16 protein-coding genes are annotated in these 20026 nt (G+C 66.5%); 3 read left to right on the top strand and 13 right to left on the bottom strand.

Features of this window, described 5'->3' with window-relative positions:
- Positions 1–79 precede the first annotated feature (79 nt).
- The 11 genes from E1263_RS21220 to E1263_RS21270 form a co-directional block, all read right to left on the bottom strand.
- A complete protein-coding gene (locus E1263_RS21220; protein WP_238161362.1) occupies positions 80–1660 on the bottom strand; it encodes a discoidin domain-containing protein in 1581 nt (526 codons plus the stop codon).
- Between the two features lie 11 nt (positions 1661–1671).
- Entirely contained in the window at positions 1672–3270 is a 1599-nt protein-coding gene (locus E1263_RS21225; RefSeq protein WP_132170014.1) for a discoidin domain-containing protein, read from the bottom strand.
- Positions 3271–3375: 105 nt separating this feature from the next.
- Positions 3376–4971 (bottom strand): discoidin domain-containing protein, encoded by a 1596-nt coding sequence (locus E1263_RS21230; RefSeq protein WP_132170016.1) that lies wholly within the window; start codon positions 4969–4971, stop codon positions 3376–3378.
- Between the two features lie 49 nt (positions 4972–5020).
- Positions 5021–6016 carry a TolB family protein gene (locus E1263_RS21235; protein WP_132170018.1) on the bottom strand — a complete coding sequence of 332 codons (996 nt, stop codon included), beginning with the start codon at positions 6014–6016 and terminating at the stop codon, positions 5021–5023.
- Positions 6013–7263, bottom strand: coding sequence for an MFS transporter (locus E1263_RS21240; RefSeq protein ID WP_132170020.1), 1251 nt, complete (start codon positions 7261–7263; stop codon positions 6013–6015). Before E1263_RS21240 ends, E1263_RS21235 begins: the two co-directional genes overlap by 4 nt.
- A gap of 4 nt (positions 7264–7267) precedes the next feature.
- Positions 7268–8878, bottom strand: coding sequence for a discoidin domain-containing protein (locus E1263_RS21245; RefSeq protein ID WP_132170022.1), 1611 nt, complete (start codon positions 8876–8878; stop codon positions 7268–7270).
- Positions 8879–8988: 110 nt separating this feature from the next.
- Positions 8989–10605 (bottom strand): discoidin domain-containing protein, encoded by a 1617-nt coding sequence (locus E1263_RS21250; RefSeq protein ID WP_202868981.1) that lies wholly within the window; start codon positions 10603–10605, stop codon positions 8989–8991.
- 100 nt (positions 10606–10705) lie between these two features.
- Positions 10706–11719 carry a LacI family DNA-binding transcriptional regulator gene (locus E1263_RS21255; protein ID WP_202868982.1) on the bottom strand — a complete coding sequence of 338 codons (1014 nt, stop codon included), beginning with the start codon at positions 11717–11719 and terminating at the stop codon, positions 10706–10708.
- Between the two features lie 39 nt (positions 11720–11758).
- Positions 11759–12022, bottom strand: a complete 264-nt coding sequence (locus E1263_RS21260; RefSeq protein WP_132170024.1) for a hypothetical protein — start codon at positions 12020–12022, stop codon at positions 11759–11761.
- Between the two features lie 240 nt (positions 12023–12262).
- Complete coding sequence (locus E1263_RS21265) at positions 12263–13078, bottom strand: ABC transporter permease (protein ID WP_132170026.1); 816 nt, start codon at positions 13076–13078, stop codon at positions 12263–12265.
- Positions 13075–13917, bottom strand: a complete 843-nt coding sequence (locus tag E1263_RS21270) for an ABC transporter ATP-binding protein (protein WP_132170028.1) — start codon at positions 13915–13917, stop codon at positions 13075–13077. The genes E1263_RS21265 and E1263_RS21270 overlap by 4 nt, the downstream gene beginning before the upstream one ends.
- A gap of 109 nt (positions 13918–14026) precedes the next feature.
- Here E1263_RS21270 and E1263_RS21275 point away from each other — a divergent pair, with 109 nt between their 5' ends.
- Positions 14027–14860 (top strand): GbsR/MarR family transcriptional regulator, encoded by an 834-nt coding sequence (locus E1263_RS21275; RefSeq protein WP_132170030.1) that lies wholly within the window; start codon positions 14027–14029, stop codon positions 14858–14860.
- Here E1263_RS21275 and E1263_RS21280 read toward each other — a convergent pair.
- Positions 14808–15908 (bottom strand): NAD(P)/FAD-dependent oxidoreductase, encoded by a 1101-nt coding sequence (locus tag E1263_RS21280; RefSeq protein WP_238161363.1) that lies wholly within the window; start codon positions 15906–15908, stop codon positions 14808–14810. The genes E1263_RS21275 and E1263_RS21280 overlap by 53 nt on opposite strands.
- An 86-nt stretch (positions 15909–15994) precedes the next feature.
- Between E1263_RS21280 and E1263_RS21285 the strand changes: the two genes are divergently transcribed.
- Together E1263_RS21285 and E1263_RS21290 are read left to right on the top strand one after the other, a co-directional pair.
- Positions 15995–17611, top strand: a complete 1617-nt coding sequence (locus E1263_RS21285; protein ID WP_132170034.1) for a DUF8189 domain-containing protein — start codon at positions 15995–15997, stop codon at positions 17609–17611.
- A gap of 88 nt (positions 17612–17699) precedes the next feature.
- Positions 17700–19157 carry an alpha/beta fold hydrolase gene (locus tag E1263_RS21290; protein ID WP_132170036.1) on the top strand — a complete coding sequence of 486 codons (1458 nt, stop codon included), beginning with the start codon at positions 17700–17702 and terminating at the stop codon, positions 19155–19157.
- Here the strand turns inward: E1263_RS21290 and E1263_RS21295 are convergent.
- Positions 19154–19909, bottom strand: coding sequence for a hypothetical protein (locus E1263_RS21295; protein ID WP_238161364.1), 756 nt, complete (start codon positions 19907–19909; stop codon positions 19154–19156). The genes E1263_RS21290 and E1263_RS21295 overlap by 4 nt on opposite strands.
- Positions 19910–20026: the final 117 nt, after the last annotated feature.

Consider the following 20026-nt stretch of genomic DNA (forward strand, 5'->3'; position numbering starts at 1 on the left):
TTACGGTTCCCCATCATCACCTGACCGTCCTACTCGCCGGACGCCCCCAGGCCCCGGCGAGTAGGACGGCGATTAGGGGTTAGGGCTTGGCGCGGCAGGTGTAGGTCGGGCTGCTGTCGAGGACCTCGTTGTTCAGGCCGATCAGCTGCGAGTTGAACGAGTTGTCGGTCATGGTCAGCTTCAGGACGCCGTACGAGTTCAGCCGCTTCGCCGTGATCGGCTTCGCCGGGCCGAGGTCGCGCTGGCTGGCCCCGGCCATTCCGCCGATGATCTCGACGGTTCCGTTCGGGTCCTGCTGACCGCTGTTGTTGAGCGGGAAGAACCGCTCGTAGTGGTGCTCGTGCCCGACCAGCACCAGGTCGACCTTGTTGTCGGTCATCACTTTCCACAACGGGCCGAGGGAGTCGTCGTGGCCACGGGCCCCGGTGTTCCAGCGCGGGTGGTGGGAGTAGGTCGCGATACAACCCTTGTTCGTGGCCGCCAGATCCGCCTTCAGCCAGGCCATCTGGGCCGAGTCGGAACCGCCGACGAAGTCGTTCGAATCAAGGGCAACGAAATGCCAGTTCCCCTTGTCCCAGCTGTAGTACCGCTTGCCCTGCGGCTTCGCCGCCGTCCCGTAGTACTTCTCGTACCCGCTGAACGCAGGCGAGTCGTACGACTCGTGGTTGCCCGGCGCCGGCTTGGTGATGCTCTTGAACTTGCCCCAGGTCTTGTCGTAGTAGTTCTGGTACTCGGACAAGGTGCCGGAGCTGTACTGGTTGTCGCCCATCGTGACGATGTTGACCGGCTTGATGTAGTCGACCACCTTCGCCGACTTCGGGTGGATACACGACGTACTCGACGCCGAACACGCCTTCGCGATGTCGCCGGCCGCAGCGATCACGAACTGACCGGCTCCGGCCGCACCCGTCTGCGCCGTGATCGGCGGACTCGCAGCAGAAACGTTGTCCGCCAGATCCCGGGCCCGGACGCTGTAGCTGTACGACGTGTCCGCCGTCAGACCGGCATCCGTGTACGACGTCGTCGGCGCGATCGCCACCGCGACACCATTGCGCAGTACGTCGTACCCGGCGAGACCGACGTTGTCGGTCGAGGCGTTCCAGCTGAGCGCGATCGAACTCGACGTCACCGCGGTGCTCGTCAAACCGGTCGGAACCGTCGGTGCCTGCGTGTCACCGGTCGAGTCCGTGGCACCGTACACCTCGAGTTCGAACAGGGAGTAGCCGTAGGCGGTGGCGCGCTTGGTGCCGACCAGGCGGACGTAGCGGCCGTGACCGGTGAGCCCCGTGATGTCGTCGGTGGCGCCGTTCTGATTGGTCAGAGTCTTGACCGTGGTGAACGTGGCGCCGTCGTCGGAAATCTCAAGCCGGTAGTCCTTGGCATAGGCGGCCTCCCACGTCACCTTGACCCGATGGACATCGGCCGGCTGGCCGAGATCCACCTGTATCCATTGCGGGTCGACGCCTTCCACACTGGCCCAGCGGGTCGTCGTACTGCCGTCGACTGCTTTGTCCTCGGTGGTGGTGTTGTCCTCGACGCTCGAGGCGAGGACGCCTTTGCCTTGGGACAACAGAACATCGGCGGTCGGCCCGGCGATGGCGGCGGTGCCACCGATGCCGGCGACCAGGACCAGTGGCAGCACTGCTGCGAACTGTCTCATTCTCTTCATTGTCAGCCCTTGGCTTTGCAGGTGGTGGTCGGGCTGCTGTCGAGAACCTCGTTGTTCAGGCCCAGCAGCGTCGAGGTCCAGGAGTTGTCGGTCATGTTCAGCTTCAGGACGCCGTAAGTGCTGAGGCGCTTGGCCGTGATGGATTTTGCCGGGCCGAGGGCGTACGGCTCGGCGCCGCTCATACCGCCGATGATCTGGACCGGGCCGTTCGGGTCCTTGGCGCCGTTGGCGTTCAGCGGGAAGAACCGCTCATAGTGGTGGTCGTGCCCGGTCAAGACGAGATCGACCTTCTTCTGGACCATCAGGTTCCACAGCGCGATGCCGTCAGGGTTGTCGCCACGCTTACCCGTGCTCCAGCGCGGGTGGTGATAGTAGGCCACGACACAGCCCTTGGTGTTGGCGGCCAGATCCGCCTTCAGCCACGTCAGCTGCGCCGGCTCGGCCAGCTCGTGGGTGGCGAAGTCATTGGTGTCCAGGGCAATGAAGTGCCAGTTGCCCTTGTCCCAGCTGTAGTAGCGCTTGCCGTTGGGCTTCGCGATCGTCCCGTAGTACTTCTCGTAACCACTGAACGCCGGGGAGGCGTACGAGTCGTGGTTGCCCGCGGTGGGCTTGGTGATGCTCTTGAACTTGCCCCACGTCTTGTCGTAGTAGTTCTGGTAGTCGGACAAGTGGGCGTCGTCGTACTGGCCGTCGCCCATCGTGAGGACGTTCGCCGGCTTGATGAAATCGACGATCTTCGCCGTCTTCGGATGGATGCAGGACGAACTGGACGCTGTGCACTGCCGGGCGATGTCACCGGCCGCGGCGAGCACGAAGTCACCGCCACCACCGACACTCGTCTTCGCCGTGATCGCCGTACTGGCGGCCGACGTGTTGCCGGCGAAGTCCTTGGCTCGCACGCTGTAGCTGTACGACGTGTTGGCCGTCAGACCGGTGTCCGTGTACGACGTGGACGTGGCCGCCGCGACTACGGCCCCGTTCCGCAGAACGTCGTACCCGCTGACCCCGACGTTGTCGGTCGATGCAGTCCAGCTCAGCGCAACCGAGCTCGCTGTGACCCCAGTGCTCGTCAGTCCAGTCGGAACCGTCGGCGGCTGGACGTCACCGGTGGAGTCCGTCACGCCGTAGGCCTCAAGCTCGAAGAGCGAGTACCCGTACGCCGTCCCGCGCGTCGTCCCGACCAGCCGCAGGTACCGGCCGTGGCCGTTCAGCCCGGTGATGTCGTCGGTCGCGCCATCCTGGTTGGTCAATGACTTGATCGTGGTGAACGTGGTGCCGTCATCAGAGATCTCGATGCGGTAGTTCTTGCCGTAGGCGGCTTCCCAGGTCAGCTTCACCCGATGAACATCGGCCGGCTGGCCGAGATCCACCTGGATCCACTGCGGATCGGCACCTTCCACACTGGCCCAGCGCGTCGTCGTACTGCCGTCGACCGCCAGGTCGGCGGCGAACTCGGCGGACTCGACGGTCGAAGCGAAAGCCGGTCTTCCCTGCGACAGCAGTACGTCGGCGGTCGGCCCGGCCATGGCGGCGGAGCCACCGATAGCGGCGACCAGAACGAGCGGCAGCAATGCTGCCCAGCGATGCATTCTCTTGCTCATGTCAACCTCCGGAGGGGGCGGGGAGGAAGAAGTCAGCGTGCACCCAACCGTCCTACTCACCGAGCAGCCCCAGGCCCGGCGAGTAGGACGGCGGTTACGCGAAGATCAGGGCTTCGCGTGGCAGGTGTAGGTCGGGCTGCTGTCGAGAACCTCGTTGTTGAGGCCCAGCAGCGTCGAGGTGAACGAGGTGTCGGTCATGTTCAGCTTCAGCACGCCGTACGTGCTCAGCCGCTTGGCCGTCTTGGATTCGGCCGGCCCGAGGTCGTACGGGCTGGCGCCGGCCATCCCGCCGATGATCTCGACCGTTCCGCCCGGGTCCTTGGCACCGCTGCTGTTCAGCGGATGGAACCGCTCGTAGTGGTGGTCGTGCCCGTTCAGGACCAGATCCACCTTGTTGTCGGTCATCACCTTCCACAGCGCGGGGTCGCCGATGCTGCCCCGCTCACCCGTACTCCAGCGGGGGTGGTGGTAATAGGTCGCGATACAGCCCTTGTTCGTGGCGGCCAGGTCGGCCTTCAGCCACGTCATCTGGGCCGACGGCGAACCGCCGCTGACGAAGTCGTTCGAGTCGAGGGCAACGAAGTGCCAGTTGCCCTTGTCCCAGCTGTAGTACCGCTTGCCGTTCGGCTTGGCGATCGCGGCACCGAAGTACGTCTCGTAGCCCTTGAACGGCGTGTCGTCGTACGACTCGTGGTTGCCGGCGGTCGGCTTGGTGATGCTCTTGAACTTGCCCCACGACTTGTCGTAGTAGTTCTGGAAGTCCGACAAGTGGGCGTCGTCGTACTGGTTGTCGCCCATCGTGAGGATGTTGGCCGGCTTGATGAAGTCGACGATCTTCGCCGTCTTCGGGTGGATGCAGGACGAGCTGGACGCTGTGCACTGCTGGGCGATGTCACCGGCGGCGGCGAGCACGAAGGCACCCGTGCCGCTCCCGGCACTTGTCTTCACCGTGATCGCTGTACTTGCCGCGGACACGTTGCCGGCCAGATCCCGTGCCTGGACGCTGTAGCTGTACGACGTGTCCGGTGTCAGCCCCGTGTCGGTGTACGACGTGGTCGTGGACGTGGCCACCACAGCGCCGTTGCGCAGGATGTCGTAACCACTGACGCCGACGTTGTCGCCCGACGCGGTCCAGCTGAGTCCTACCGAGTTGGCCGTCACCGCGCTGCTCGCCAGCCCGGTCGGGACCGTCGGTGCTTGGGTGTCGCCGGTGGAATCGGTGACACCGTAGACCTGCAGCTCGAACAGCGAGTACCCGTACGACGTACCGCGCGCCGTCCCGACCAGCCGGACGAACCGGCCCTGGCCGGTCAGACCGGTGATGTCGTCGGTGCCGCCGTTCTGACTGCTCATCGTCTTGATGGTGGTGAATGCGAAGCCGTCGTTCGACACCTCGATCCGGTAGTTCTTGCCGTAGGCAGCTTCCCAGTTGAGCTTCACCCGGTGTACCGCGGCCTGCTGGCCGAGATCCACCCGGATCCATTCGGGGTCCGAGCCTTCGGCGCTGGCCCAGCGCGTCGACGTGCTGCCGTCGACCGCCTTGTCAGCTGCGAACTCAGCAGCCTCGACGGACGAGGCGAGGGCAGGTTTTCCCTGTGACAACAGGGAGTCTGCCGTTGTTCCGGCCACGGCGGCGCGTGCACCGACGCCGGCGACCAGGATCAGGGGCAGCAGCGCTGCCCAGCGTTTACTAACCTTCATGAAACCTCCGTTGGGACGTGGCGGAGAGCTACTGACCGAACCGCCGGCCTTACGGCGCCTGGCCGCCGCCCAAGGACGGGCTGGTGGCGTGGCGGATGAGCAAGGTAGGCGGCTTGGTCAGACCGACGGACCAGATATCGGTACTTCCGTCGGCAGCCCGGAGTGGGTAGAGCAACGTGGTGTTGTCGCGCCACACCGGCTGATCGTCGAGCAGGCGGTCGTCGGGCGGGTTGGTGACCTTGCGGGTCGCAAGGTCCAGCACGGCCAGACGCCACTTGCCGGTGGCAACTTTCTGTTTGTAGGCAATGCGGCGGCCGTCGGGTGACAGCGACGGGCATTCGACGTTCCGGGCGATCGCGTCACCGTGATACGACTTGTGGTCGGCTTCGATCAGGTACGTCTTGCCCTTGCTGGACATCGTCAGGTAGAAGCGGTTGCCGTCGGCAGCGAACGTGATGCCCCAGAAATTCACGTCCGATGCGAAGTACCGCTTACCGTCGACGAAGATCGGCAGCGTCTCGACCGACTTGGTCAGGCGCTGCGTGTCCAGGTTGTACAGCCCGGTCCGGGTCGAGAACCCGGTGGCCGCGTAGGAGTCGCCGGTGACGAAGAGCGTCCAGTTCACGATCCGGCCGCTCGGCGAAACCCTTGCACGACTCGGTGTTCCGGGCAACGTCTCGCGATGGACCTCCTTCAGGTTGGCGTCGAGGACGATCATGTCGGTCAGCGGTGGCAGCGAATCGGGCTTGAGTCGCAGACAGATCGCCGTACCCCGTGCTGCGGCGAACCGGTCACACGACAGATCGCCGACGTTGCGCGCGCCGCCCGGCTCGCCTGCCGGAACCGCCGCGAGCTTGCCGTGGTCAGGACCGTCGGCAAGGTTGCGGAAGAACAGGTTCGCCGGAGCCAGGGCGAGCGTCTGCCCGGTGTTCACCGGTACGGCGTTCACCGTGACACCGCCGGTCCGTGCGGAGGCGACGTACACGACCGCACCACCCAGCAGTACGGCGATTCCGGCGATCAGTCCGATGATCTTCAGCTTCATCGAGTGGCCTCCAAAGGTCTGACCACAGCTGCGGCGACAGTCACCATCAGCAGGGCGGCGGTGAACAGGAGCAGAGCCGGCCGAACGTCCCAGAGCGTCCACAACAGGCCGACCGTGACTGCCGAGACCATCCGCGCCAGCGCCTGTCCGGTCTGCAGAACAGCGAGACCGCTCGCTCGAAGACCTTCCGGAAGCATCGGTCCGGCTGCTGCCGGAAGCACTCCGTCGGTGGCGGCATAGAACGCGCCGTGCAGTGCAAGCGCCAACCACCAGTTACCGATCGGGCCGCAGACCAGTAGGACTGCGACGACCAGTGCGAGGTGCCCGGCGATGAAGATCTTCCACCGGCCGACCCGGTCACCGAGGCGGCCGAGCGGAATCGCGAGCAGCAGGAAGACTCCCGTCGTACCGAGTGGCAGCAGCGGGAACAACCGGCCGTCGATGTCCCAGCGTCGTTGCAACGCCAGGTAGAGGAACGAATCCGTGACGGTGAACAGACCCAGCGCCGCGGCCCAGATGCAGCAGCGCCGGAAGCTTGCCTCCCGCAACAACCCCAGCATGGCGCGGTAGGAAGGCTTGGCCTTGCCGGGCACTGGCTCGGCGGCGAGCCGGGTCCGGTTCGGGACGAGAACCACCAGGAGCAGGACGGCGCAGGTCGCCAGCGAGAAGCTGGTGACGAAGACGGCGTCGTAGTCACCCAGTGCTGCCCACAGCACAGCGGTCGCGGCCAGCGGGCCGAGGAAGGCCCCGACCGTGTCCATGGCCCGATGGACCCCGAACGAGCGGCCCATGGTTTCCGGTGGGCTGCTCAAGGAGATCAAGGCGTCCCGCGGGGCGGTCCGGACGCCTTTCCCAGCCCGATCGATCGCCAGTACGGCGCCGATCGCGGGCACCGACGAACCGGCCGCCAGAAACCCCAGTTTGGCGACGGCCGAAACGCCGTACCCGATGCCTGCAACGGCTTTGAGCCGCTGCCAGCGGTCGGCGACATGCCCGCCGACCAGCCGCAGTACGGCGGTGGCACCGGCGTACAGGCCGTCGAGCAGTCCGAACTGCAACGGGTTCAGACCGAGCCCGAAGACCAGGTAGAGCGGAAGGATTGCGGTGACCATCTCGGACGAGATGTCAGTGACCAGGCTGACAACACCCAGGGCGACGACCGTGCCGGGCACCCGCCTGATGACGGTGCCGGCTGGAGTCGCCCGGGCCTCAGCTTGGTCCGCGGCCCGGGTTCCGGCGAGATACATGAGCTCAGCCCTTCGCCTTGCAGGTGTAGGTCGGGCTGCTGTCCTCAACGTTGTTGTTGAGGCCGATCAGCTGCGAGGTGAAGGAGTTGTCCGTCATCGTCAGCTTGATCACGCCGTAGGTGCTGAGCAGCTTGGCCGTCGTCGGGTGCGCGGGCTTCAGGTCGTACGGGTGGGCGCCACCCATCCCGCCGAGAATCTCCACCGTCCCGTTCGGGTCGGCGTTGCCGGCACCGTTCATCGGCACGAACCGCTCGTAGTGGTGGTCGTGACCGTTCAGCACCAGGTCGACCTTGGCGCCGGTGAGCGTGCGCCAGAACTGTTCGCTGTCGTCGTTGTCACCGTGGTCGCCGGAGCTCCAGCGCGGATGGTGGAAGTACGCCGCGACGCAGCCCAAGGTGTTGGCGGCCAGGTCGGCGCGGAGCCAGGCGAGCTGGTCGTCGCGCGGCGTGGCCAGGGTGTCGTGCGTCATGTAGTCGGACGAATCCAGCGCGATGAAGTGCCAGTTGCCCTTTTCCCAGCTGTAGTACCGCTTGCCGTTCGGCTTTGCGATCGCGGTTCCGAAGTACTTGTCGTAGCCGTTGTACTGCGGCGAGTCGTAGGTGTCGTGGTTGCCCGGGACCGGCTTGGTGATGCTCTTGAAGGCACCCCAGGTCTTCGCGTAGTAGCTGGTGTAGTCGGACAGGTGCGCGTCGTCGTACTGGCTGTCACCCATGGTGATCACGTTGGCCGGGTTGATCTGCTGGACCAGCTTGGCCGTCTTCGGGTGGATGCAGGTCGACGTCGACGCGGTGCACTGCTCGGCGATGTCACCGGCCGCAGCAAGCACGAATCCACCGGTACCGCCGGTGCCCGTCTGCACCGTGATCGCCGGACTCGCGCCGGATACGTTGCCGGCGAGATCCCGGGCCACCACGCTGTAGCTGTACGACGTGGTGGCCGTCAGACCCGTGTCGGTGTACGACGTCGTGGTCGAGCTGGCGACGACGGCGCCGTTGCGCAGCACGTCGTACGAGGCGACGCCGGCATTGTCGGTCGAGGCGGTCCAGGTGAGCGCGGCGGAAGTGGCCGTAACCGCGCCGGCCGTCAGCCCGGTCGGGACGCTCGGTGCCTGGGTATCGCCGGTCGAGTCGCCGACGCCGTACACCTCGAGCTCGAAGAGCGAGTAGCCATAGGTGGTTGCGCGCTTGGTGCCGACCAGCCGGAGGTAGCGGCCATGACCGGTGAGGCCGGTGATGTCGTCGGTGGCGCCGTTCTGATTAGTAAGAGTCTTTACAGTATTAAAGGTGGTGCCGTCGTCGGAGATCTCGAGCCGGTAATCCTTGGCGTAGGCCGCTTCCCAGCTCAGTTTGACCCGGTGGATCTCGGCCGCCTGGCCGAGATCCACCCGGATCCACTGCGGATCGACGCCCTCCACGCTCGCCCAGCGCGTGGTCGCGTTACCGTCAACGGCCTTGCCTGCCGTCGTTGTGCTGTCCTCGAGGCTGGACGCCAGGACGGCTTTTCCCTGGGACAACAGGGAATCTGCAGTGGTACCGGCGATAGCGGCGGTACCACCCAGTGCGGCGACCAGTACGACGGGTAACAGCGTCGACAGCCGGCGCAGTCGCTTGCTCATGACAACCTCCGGGGGCGTTCGGAGAAAAACTGTTAGGAAGGTTACCTAACAGTTCCGAGCAAGGTAAACCCCGAGTGAACGACTAGTCCAGAGCCAACTGCAGTCTTTTTTCAGCGCTTGGGCCGGCAGGTGTACGTCGGACTGCTGTCCTCGACCGTGTTGTTCAGACCGATCAGCTGCGAGGTGAAGTCGTTGTCGGTCATCGTCAGCTTGACCACGCCATAGGTGCTGAGCAGCTTGGCCGTCGCCGGGTGACCGGGCGACAAGTCGTACGGGACTGCGCCACCCATCCCGCCGAGAATCTCGACCGTTCCGTTCGGGTCCGGGTCACCGGCACCGTTCATCGGATTGAACCGCTCGTAGTGATGATCGTGACCGTTCAGCACCAGATCGACCTTGGCACCGGTCAGGATCCGCCAGAACTGCTCACTGTCTTCGTTGTCACCGTGGTCGCCCGAGCTCCACCGCGGGTGATGGAAGTACGCCGCGACACAGCCCTTGGTGTTCTTGGCCAGGTCGGCCTTGAGCCAGCTGAGCTGGTCGTTGCGCGGCGCGGCACCGGGCTTGCTGTCGTCCGGCATGTAGTCGGTCGAATCCAGCGCGATGAAGTGCCAGTTCCCCTTCTCCCAGCTGTAGTACCGCTTGCCGTCGGGCTTCGCGATCGCGGGCCCGAAGTACGTGTCATAGCCGTTGTACGCCGGCTCGGCGTAGGTGTCATGGTTCCCCGGCACCGGCTTGGTGATGTCCTTGAACTTGCCCCAGGTCTTCGCGTAATAGCTGTTGTAGTCGGACAGGTGGGCGTCGTCGTACTGACTGTCACCCATCGTGAGAACGTTGTCAGGCTTGATGAATTCGACAACCTTGGCGGTCTTCGGGTGGATACAGGCCGGCTCCGACTCAAGACACTGCTGGGCGATGTCACCGGCCGCGGCGAGCACGAACATCCCGGCTCCACCGGCGATCGTCTTGACCGTGAGCGCCGAACTTTCGCCCGAGACGTTGTCCGCGAGATCGCGGGCCCGGATGCGATACCCGTACGACTTCTCCGAGGTCAGACCGGCATCGGTGTACGACGGAGTCGTGGTCGATGCGATGTGGACGCCGTCGCGGAGGATGTCGTACCCGAAGACGCCGACCTTGTCGGTCGACGCGGTCCAGCTGAGCTCGGCCGAGGTGGCCGTGACAGCAGAGCTGGACAGTCCGCGCGGAACCGACGGCTTCTTGGTGTCACCGACCGCATCCGAGGTTCCGTACACCTCGAACTCGAAGAGCGAGTAGCCGTATTCAGTGGCGCGCTTGGTGCCCACCACCCGAACGTACCGGCCGTGAGCCTCGAGGCCGGTGATGTCGTCGGTGCCGCCATCCTGATTGGTAAAGGTCTTCAGCGTGGTGAAGGTGGTGCCGTCGCTGGAGACCTCGAGCCGGTACTCCTTCGCGTAGCCGGGCTCCCAGGTCAGTTTGACCCGGTGCACCGTGGATTCCCCACCGAGATCCACCCGGATCCACTGCGGGTCGACACCTTCCTTGCTGGCCCAGCGGGTGGCCGGATTGCCGTCAATGACCCTGTCTGCCGTCGTTGTCTTCGCTTCGATGCTGGACGCGAGGGCGGATTTCCCCCGCGACAACAGGGAGTCTGCGGCCTCCCCGGGCAGCGCCACCCAGACACCCGCTCCGGCGACCAGGACGAAGGCTCCCAACATCGCCAGCCGGCGCAATCGCTTACTCATGAAACCTCCGGGGCATGCGGAAACTGTTAGGAAGGTTTCCTAACAGTTTCGAGCAAGGTAAACCCTCGGCGAACGACTAGTCCAGTGCCAGGGACAGATTTCAGCGGGTGGTGCCGCGCAGCACGAGCCGCGCCGGCACGATCAGCTCCTGCGGGCCGACCGGCTCGTCACCACCGAGGTGGGCGAGCAGGCGGGCAGTGATGGCCGCGGCCATCTCGTCGTGCCCAGGGTTGATCGATGACAAGGACGGCACCAGATAGGCCGCCTCGTCCAGGTCGTCGAAGCCGATCACCTGGACGTCGGCCGGGACCCGCAGCTCCGCATCGGCCAGCGCCCGCAATGCCCCCATCGCCACCACATCGGTCAGTGCGAACACCGCATCGAAGGAGATACTGCGATCGAGCAACGACCGGATAGCGTCGTACCCGTCCTGCAACCGGAAACTGCACTGGACATTCAGTGCCGGATCGACCGGTACGCCGGCCTCGCGATGCGCGGTTGCGTAACCCGTTGCCCTAAGCCCCTGCATGTTCGCTGGGCCGTCGAGCTCGCCACCGATCATCGCGATCCGGCGGGCACCGCTGGCCAGCAGATGTGCGGTGGCCTCCCGGGCGCCGCCGACGTTGTCCATCATCACGTGATCGAAGCGGGACGGCAGGGCCCGCTCGCCGATCATCACCACCGGCGCGTCGGTGTTCAGCCGGGACAACTCGCCGGGGTCGATATCAACCACGCTGAGGATCAGGCCGTCGTACATGCGCAGCCGGGAGAACGCGACCGCATTGAGCTCGCCCTCGCGGCTCGCACCGGTCCGCTCCATCACAATCCGCAGCCCGTGCGCCTCGAACAGATCCGCCAGGCGACCGGCCAACTGGGCGAAGTACGGGCGTTCGAGCTCAGGCACCGCGAGCCCGACCACGCCGGTCCGGCCGGCGCGCAGATGCCGCGCGGCCAGGTTGACCTGATAGCCGAGCGCGGTGATCGCGGCGAGCACCCGCTCGCGGGTTGCCGCGCCGACCCGCGGCCGGCCGTTGACCACATTCGAGACCGTCATCGTGGAGACCCCCGCGGACCGGGCGACATCAGCCATCGTCACCACGGAGGCCTTCTTCATACCGGACAGACTAGAGGGCCACCGAGGCCCCTGCGTCCATCAGGAGTCGATGCGGGTACGGCGCTCGCGGACGGCCGCCATACCGAAACCGGCCAGCGCGATCAGGAGCCCGCCACCGGCCAGCCCACCGACCAGGTTCATCCGCTGGTCGAGCCGGTTGTCGCACTGCATCGGCGTGATGCCCTTGTTCGGGGAGTACACCGACCCGCAACTGACGTGATCCACCTGCAGCGGACGGACGGCGAGGAACAGCCCGGTCAGCAGCAGGAACACCCCCACCACGCCGAGCGCTTTGCTCAGCACGTCCCTCCCCAGGGGAGGGTGGGTGACAGCAGCCGGCTCGGCAGGAGGGCAGGCAAGCCCGACCGAGTCGCTGTGTTCCGACCCTGCATGCACGCTCACGCTCCCTGGACGCTCGTCAGATTTGATCAAATCTAACGCGCCTAGCCGCGCCGACTGAAGTCCAGGAGCGTCCGGGCAGGCAATCTTCACTCATTCCTAACGATCCTCTGGGGCTACTAACGATCCAGAGGGCTAACCGGTTCACCTGACGGCACGGCGCAGCGATTTGTCCCGCCGGTCAGCCACCACTGAGCCTGACTCACGGCGGGCCATCCGGCGCAGGACCACCGGGGCCAGCAGCAGACCGGCCACCGCCCAGAGCCCGAGGACCCCGGCGGTCTCGAGGTGCCGCCACGACTGACCGACCTCGACAGCGGCGGCTTCATCCGGCAGTAGCGCCGAGCGCATGCCGAGACCCATCCAGTAGATCGGAGTGAGCTGGCCGATCCACTCCAGCCAGGCGGGCAGCGCGGTGAGCGGGTAGAAGATGCCTGAGATCGCGATGAAGCCGAGCATCGGCAGCTGGATCAGCCCCTGCGCCCGGGCACTGGTGAAGACCGAGCCGAGGACGGCGCCGATCGGCAGCGTCGCGACCAGCCCGAGCAGCAGCACCCAGATCAGCGTCAGCCAGCCGGCCGCATCGATGGTGACTCCGCCGACGATGATCAGCCCCGGGATCAGGACGATGACGAGATCCGCGAGCAGCGATCCGGACACCGAAACGACCTTTCCGACCAGGTAACCGACCATGCCGTTCGGGGTCGCCTTCGCCCGCAGCAAGGTGCCGTCCTCCCGATCCGCCGTCAGCTGCTGACTCATGCTGACCATGCCCATCGCCGCATTCATCCCGAGGATGCTCGGCAGCACAGCCGAGCCGAAGTCGCGGTTCCGCAGGAAGAACAGCGCAACCAGCGTGAGCAGCGGCCAGAGGAAATGACTGACCAGCTCAGGCCCGTTGGTGAACGACTGCCGCAGCTCGATCAGTCCGCGCTGCCAACCGACTCTGATGATTCTCACGATGCCACCAGCGCGAGGTAGGTGTCCTCGAGCGAGGCTCGGCGGACTTCCAGTTCGCGGAGCTCTGCGCCGTACTGGCTGAAAAGGCCGCGGACGAACTCGGTCGAGTCTGTTGTCTTCTTGCGGAAGCTCTGGCCGTCCACGCTCCAGCGGACCTCGTCTTCACCGGCGATCGCGGCGGTCAGCTGAGCCGGCGTGCCGGCGGCGACGATCCGGCCCGCGGTGAGGATCAGGATCCGGTCGGCGAGCCGGCTGGCCTCATCGAGGTCGTGGGTGGTGAGCAGGATCGTCGTCCCGTACTCCCTCGCGAGCCGGCCGACCAGCTCGTGGAACTCACGCCGTGCCTCCGGATCGAACCCGGTCGTCGGCTCGTCGAGGAAGAGCAGTTCAGGCCGCCCGACGATCCCGATCGCCACGTCGAGCCGCCGCCGCTGGCCACCCGACAGCATCCGGACCTTCTTGCCCGCACTCTCGGTCAGCCCGACCGCCGCAAGCAGTTCGCCGGTCGGCCACGGCTGCTTGTACGGCGTGTAGTAGCTGCCGAGATGTCCCAGCAGCTCACCGACTCGCCAGTTGCCGTGGTCTCGCCATGACTGCAGCACGATCCCGACTCGCGCGCGCCAGGTCTCATCGGCATCCGCGGGATCGAGGCCGAGCACCTCGACCTGGCCGGCCGAGCGAAGCCGGAAACCTTCGAGGATCTCGATCGTCGTGCTCTTCCCGGCACCATTCGGTCCGAGCAGCGTGAGCACCTCCCCCGCCCGGGCGTCGAACGACACCTCGTGCAGCACTTCGACTTCGCCGTACTGCATCCGCAGCCCATCAACTGTCAGCACCATGGCTGCGAAGCTACGTAGCTTTCAGTCCCATGGAAAGCTCAATTAGGTGAATCTGTGCAATGATCTGAAAGCGAACGCACTGATATTGCAATGACTTGAGGATGAATCCATGCCCGGTGGCCGATTGACCCAGCAGGAGCGGCGCGCGATCGCGGCCGGTCTCACCGACGGCTTCGGGTACGCCGAGATCGCCCGCAGGCTTGATCGCCCGACCTCGACCATCAGCCGCGAGGTCGCGCGCAACGGCGGGAGTCGCGGCTACCGCGCCGACCATGCGCACTACGCCACCTCCTCGCGCGCCCGGCGCGGACGGCCTGCGGTGGAGCGCCAGCCGAACGACAGCGATCAGTACGCCGAGAAGTTCGCCGCGATCATGGTCGACGGCGGGCTCCCGCGGATGGCCGCGCGGGTGCTGGCCCGGCTCTATACCGCCGACAGTCCCAGTCTGACCGCGGCCCAACTCGTGCATTCGCTGCAGGTCAGTCCGGCGTCGATCTCGAAGGCGATCGGCTACTTGGAGCAGGTGGGGATGCTGCATCGCGAGCCCGATCCGCGGCGGCGCCTCCAGCACTATGTGATGGCCGAGGACGTGTGGCAGAAGGCGTGGCAGGTGAGTTCGCGGACCAACCTGAGCTGGGCTGACACGGCGGCCGAAGGTGCTGAGTTGTTCGGGGACAGTCCGGCCGGGCGACGGCTCGCGCAGATGGCGGACTTCTTCCAGCAGCTCGCCGACGATATGAACGGCGGTCCCGGTTTCGAGGTCATCGACGACGCGCTGACAGTTCTCGCCGCTTATCGGGAGGCAGGTCGGGTCATCGGCCCTGACCGGGTGGCCGCCGTACTGGAGTGGCCGGTTGACCGGGTGAAGGCCGCGCTCGAGCTGGCGACAGCTACTCGGCTGACGCCTTCGCAACGAGCAGACCTCGCAGTAGCCGCGGAGTGATCGCGCCCTCGGCCAGGCCGAGCTCGACGAGGTCGTCGAAGACCGCTTGATCGGCCGCGGCCGCGCGGATTCCGCGAGTGAGGACGTGCGGCGAGTTGGTCAGGTACGCCGTCAGCGCCGTATGGCGGATGTGCCGGCCGAGGAGTTTCCGCACGCTGCGGTTGTAGCGGCGACTGGCGTCAGATTCGTTGCTACGGAGGGATTCCGCGACTGCGCGACCGGCGAGCAGGCCGGTGGCGATCGCGTAGTAGATGCCTTCACCGGTCATCGGGTTGATCAGACCGGCCGCGTCACCGGCGAGCAGCACCGGTCCCTTGGGCGGTCGCCAGGACCAACTGGTCAGTGGGAGGTGGTGGCCCTGCCATTCGCCGCCACCGGCTGTTGCACCGGGAAGGAGTGCGTCGAGGTGGGCGAGCAGGTCGGCGCGGGTCGGATGCGGACGTCCGTCCGCGAGGCGTTCGCCGTACCCGACGTTGGACCAGCCGTCACCACGATCGAAGGACCACGCGTACGACGGTTGCCGGCCGGCGCCGTACGCGATCACCTGGCTGGCGGATCGCGCCGGCGGGGTGGGCGCGTAGCCGCGCATCGCGAAGGCAACCGGGCCCGAGGGAGCACCGAGCTCGCGGCGGACGACGGAGTGAGCGCCATCGGCACCAATGATGAACCTGCCGTCCAACTCTTCCAGCCCTCGGACGCGTCGGCGCTCGAGCTGCGCACCCGCCTGTTGAGCGGCCAGCACCAGGCGTTGGTCGAAGACTTCGCGCGGGACAACCCAGTTCGGCCGGGCCATATCGCGCTCGACCCCGACGGCTCCGTTGGTCAGAACGAAGCGTCGTACCGGGGTCCAGTCGTCGACCAGCCCGGTGACACCGACCGCGGCGAGCAGGTCGAAGACGTGCGGGGCGATCCCGTCGCCGCAGGTCTTGTCGCGGGGGAAGTCGTGGCGGTCGAGCAGTAGTACAGACAGCTTGGGGTCGACCGCGAGCGCGCCCAGGGCGGCGGCAGCTCCGGCCGGTCCAGCGCCGACGATCACCAGGTCCCACACACCGCACAGTGTCGCATTGGTCTAGTGACGGTTCGAGGCTGTTCGAACAGGTTCTCGCCGTGCGGTCGGCGGGTGACGATCGAGGCATGAGAATCCGCCTCCTCACGACCGCCGTGCTGCTGCTCGGGGCAACCCTGGTCGCTCCCAGCACCGCCCAGGCCCGGGACCTCCAGATCTTTCAGACCGAAAGCGTTGCGAACGGTCCCGTTTCGCGGCAGGAGATGCTGCTGCGCACGGCGTCGTGGATCCGCGACAAGGTTCCGTACAGCCAGGACAACAGCACTCCCCATGTGAACGAGTTCGGCAGCTACCGCCGCGACTGCTCGGGCTACCTGTCGATGGCCTGGCACCTGAGCAGCTCACTCAGTACGGCGACGCTGCCGTCAGTGATGCATCAGATCACGTACGACGACCTCCAGCCGGGCGACGCGTTGTTGCGGCGATCGGGCGGGGTGAACCACACCGGCATGTTCATCCGGTGGGAGGACACGGCGCGGACGAAGCCGATCATTCGCGAGGAGTACCAGACCGGCCGGATCGCGGAGGAGCGGCCGTGGTCGAACAGCTACCTGAAGACCTTCACGCCGTACCGGTACAACAAGGTGGTCGGGGCGACCCCGAGCCCGGTGTCGTCGATCGGTCAGGACGTGACCGGGCGGCTGATGCGGTTCGAGGCGACGGCGGATGGAGCGGTCCAGCTGTCCGAGCAGACCGGTCCGGCGTCGACCAGCTGGCAGGTCGGGACGATCGATCCGCCGGGCGGCGTCGTACCGGGGGTGGCTGTTGCGACAGCCGCCGACTCGATCGGGCGGGCTTACTACTTCGCGCGGACGCCGAACAACAAGCTGCGGGTCGGTTGGGAGAACAGCCCGGGTTCGGGACCGTGGCTGTCGGCAACGATCGAGCCGACGACCGATCTGGAGAGCATCGAGACCGTCCAGCCGGTCGGCCGCCCCACCGCGGTGATCGATGCCCGCGGCAAGTTGACGTACTTCGTCCGGACCAGCGACGGCCGGCTGTTCCACGGCTGGCAGGACCAGCCCGGCAGCGCGACCTGGCACGCAACCATCATTCGCGACAGCGCCGGCCAGGCCGTTCAGCTCGATGGTGATCCGATGGTTTCGCAGGATGTGCTCGGCCGGGTCGCGTTCCTGGCGCGCACCTCTGACGGCAAGCTCTTGTACGGACGGCAGGCCGCGCCGGGCACCGGCCCGTGGGTCGTCAGCACGCTCGCGGCGACAGGCATCGTCGGCAACCCGTCGGTCGGGCTCGATGTGTCCGGCAAGCTCGTCTACTTCGCTCGCGGTACTGACGGCAAGTTGCAGCACGGCTGGCAGTCGACTCCTGGTGCGGACACGTGGCAGTCGACCGTCGTACCGGCGACCACCGACACCGACGGCGTCGAGACTGTGCAGCTCGCCGGCGACCCGGTGGTCAGCCTAGACAACAGCGGCAAGCTCACGTACTTCGTGCGGACCACCGACAACCGCATCCTGCACGGCTGGCAGGACATGCCCGGCTCCGACCCGTGGCACGCGACGATCATCCGCGATGCCGCCAGCAACCAGGCCGCACCGGCTGCGGTCGACCCAGCCCTCTCCACCGACTCGGCCGGCAAACTCGTCGTACTGCTGCAGAGCACTTGGCTCTACCAGCACGCTCCCGGCACCGGCCCCTGGCACTTAGGGGCAATCTCCGGGTAGCGCAAGCACTACCTCGATCGGGGTCCTTGGGCCACTGCCGATGTATGAGCTCAGCTCTAGCGTCGGCAGTGACTTGAAGGAGGGGACGATGAAACTACTGCTGGCCCTGGCGCTCCTGGGTGCGTCGACCAGTACGACGGCAGTCGCCGCACCGGCCGCGATTTCGTGGCATCAGTGCGCGCTGAACGCCGCCGACGAAGAGGGCAAGGCACTCGACGACGCGGGCGCGCAGTGTGGGGAGCTGCAGGTCCCGCTCGACTACACCCGGCCGAACGGGCCGAAAATCACCTTGGCGATGTCGCGGCTCAAGGCGACCGGCAATCGCATCGGCACGCTCGTGCTCAACAACGGCGGCCCGGGTGGGCCCAGCCTGAGCGCGGCGCTGGAGCGGCCGATCTTGAAGACGGTCGGCGAGCGGTACGACCAGATCGGACTCGACCCGCGATTCGTCGGCCGCAGTACGCCGATCGACTGCAAGCTGCCGTTCGCCGCCTGGCCATGGGCAGCCGGTACGACGCGTGCGTCGTTCGCTCGCAGTGTGGAGATCCAGGCCGATGTCGCCAAGCGCTGCACGGCGGAGGCCGGTTCGGTGCTGCAGTACATCAACACGCGGAACACCGCACGGGACATGGACCAGGTACGGATCGCTCTTGGCGAGCAGAAGATCTCCTACCTCGGCTACTCCTATGGGACCTACCTCGGCGCGGTGTACCTGCAGATGTTCCCGGGGCGGACCGATCGGGTCGTCCTGGACGGTCCTGTGAACCCGACGACGTACGGACCGCGGCTCATTCGGCATGTGGGTCCGCAGAACGAGGACAACCTCCGAGCGTGGGCGACCTGGACGGCCGCGCACAACTCGACGTACGGGCTGGGCTCGACCACGCGTCAGGTGATGGCGTCGGTCGACCTGATCTATCGGCATGTCGCGACCAAGGATCTGCAGATCGGGACCCACAAGGTCGGCGAAGGGCTGCTGCCCATCCTGTTCTGGGCGTCACTCAACGACGATCGGGATGCGGGCCGGGCCGATGCCGCAGCCATCATCCAGCTCCTGCGGAAGGCCGTCGACGGTCCGGTCGAGCCCGACGAGAATCTCGGTGGCTTCCTCGACGCGGTCTTGGCCCCCGCGATGTCGCAGCCGATCAGTGCCCAGACCGCGATCGCCTGTGGCGACCGCACGGCACCGAGCGACCCGAAGGTGTACTGGCGCGACATCCAGGCGCACCGCGCCAGCGAGCCGCACTTCGGCACGCTGACTCGTGGCATCTCGCCGTGTGCGTTCTGGCCGGTGCAGCCGCAGGAGGCCCCGACCAAGCTCGCGAACTCCGAGCGCGCGCTGATCGTCGCGGGTGAGTACGACCCGCGGACACTCCACGAGAACGCCGCCGTCCTGCAGCAGGGCATTCGTGGTGCGCGTGTGCTGACCGTCGCCGGTGCACGCAAGCACGGGATCTTCGGTGAGTACGACAACGCGTGCGCCAACCAGAAGGTCGTGTCCTATCTGTTCAGCGGCAACCTGCCCGCTGGCGACCAGACCTGCTAGTAGCCGGGTCGCTTGCCAGGCCTATTAATACGACGAGGCGCCGTACGGCGTGAGCGGGGTGCCAGGCGGTCTGCGTGGCCCCCGCCGGTCGGGGCGGTCGGGGTGACGGGCCTGGCCTCATCCAGGTCGACCACCTTGGGTGTCGGCGGGACGAAGAGCGGGATGGTCCGTTCCTCCGCTGGCGGAGGCGGTGGCGGGGTCGGTGCTCGGGGCGCTTCAGCCCGGGCGGCCGACTCCTTACTTACTCTGGGCGCGGATGCCACGGCGACCGCAGCCACGGGGGGCCGGACTGCGCGGCGGGGGAGCTTGGTCTGCAGCTCGATCCCGAGCGCGTCGATCAGGCGGCTCCAGGCGGCGATCACGAAGGCGACCGCGAAGATCGTGCAGCCCGCGAACAAGACCGCCCGGAAGCCGGCGCCCCAGTCCGACGGGCTGGTGCGGGTCATCGCCGAGAGCATCGCCACGATGACCGCGTTCGCGATGCCGACGGCTACCGCCATACCGACTGTTCTTAGTAGTACGCGCCGCTCGAGACCGACGTCATCAGCTGCGGCCACCAGTCCGGCGATCAGCCCAGCCAGAACCGGCACTGTATAGACAAGCGCCAGCGTCAGCCCTGGGCTCGCCACCAGGTAGAAGACGTCGAAGACCAGCGCGGTCCCGGTCAGCGCAGCCGCGAAGCACACCACCATCGGCGGATATGCCCGCACGATGGCGACCGCATCCGCAGGCACCGTCCTGATCAACGCCAAACCACCGCTCCATCCGCTCTCCCCCATTGTGCCGCTTCGGCACCCTCACTCCTCCCCAACGACCCCAGGCGAGTCGAGTCATGCGCCGGCTCCACCCAGCCACCCGCCCACTCGCCC

The organism is Kribbella antibiotica, assembly GCF_004349055.1.
GTDB classification, from domain to species: Bacteria; Actinomycetota; Actinomycetes; order Propionibacteriales; family Kribbellaceae; genus Kribbella; species Kribbella antibiotica.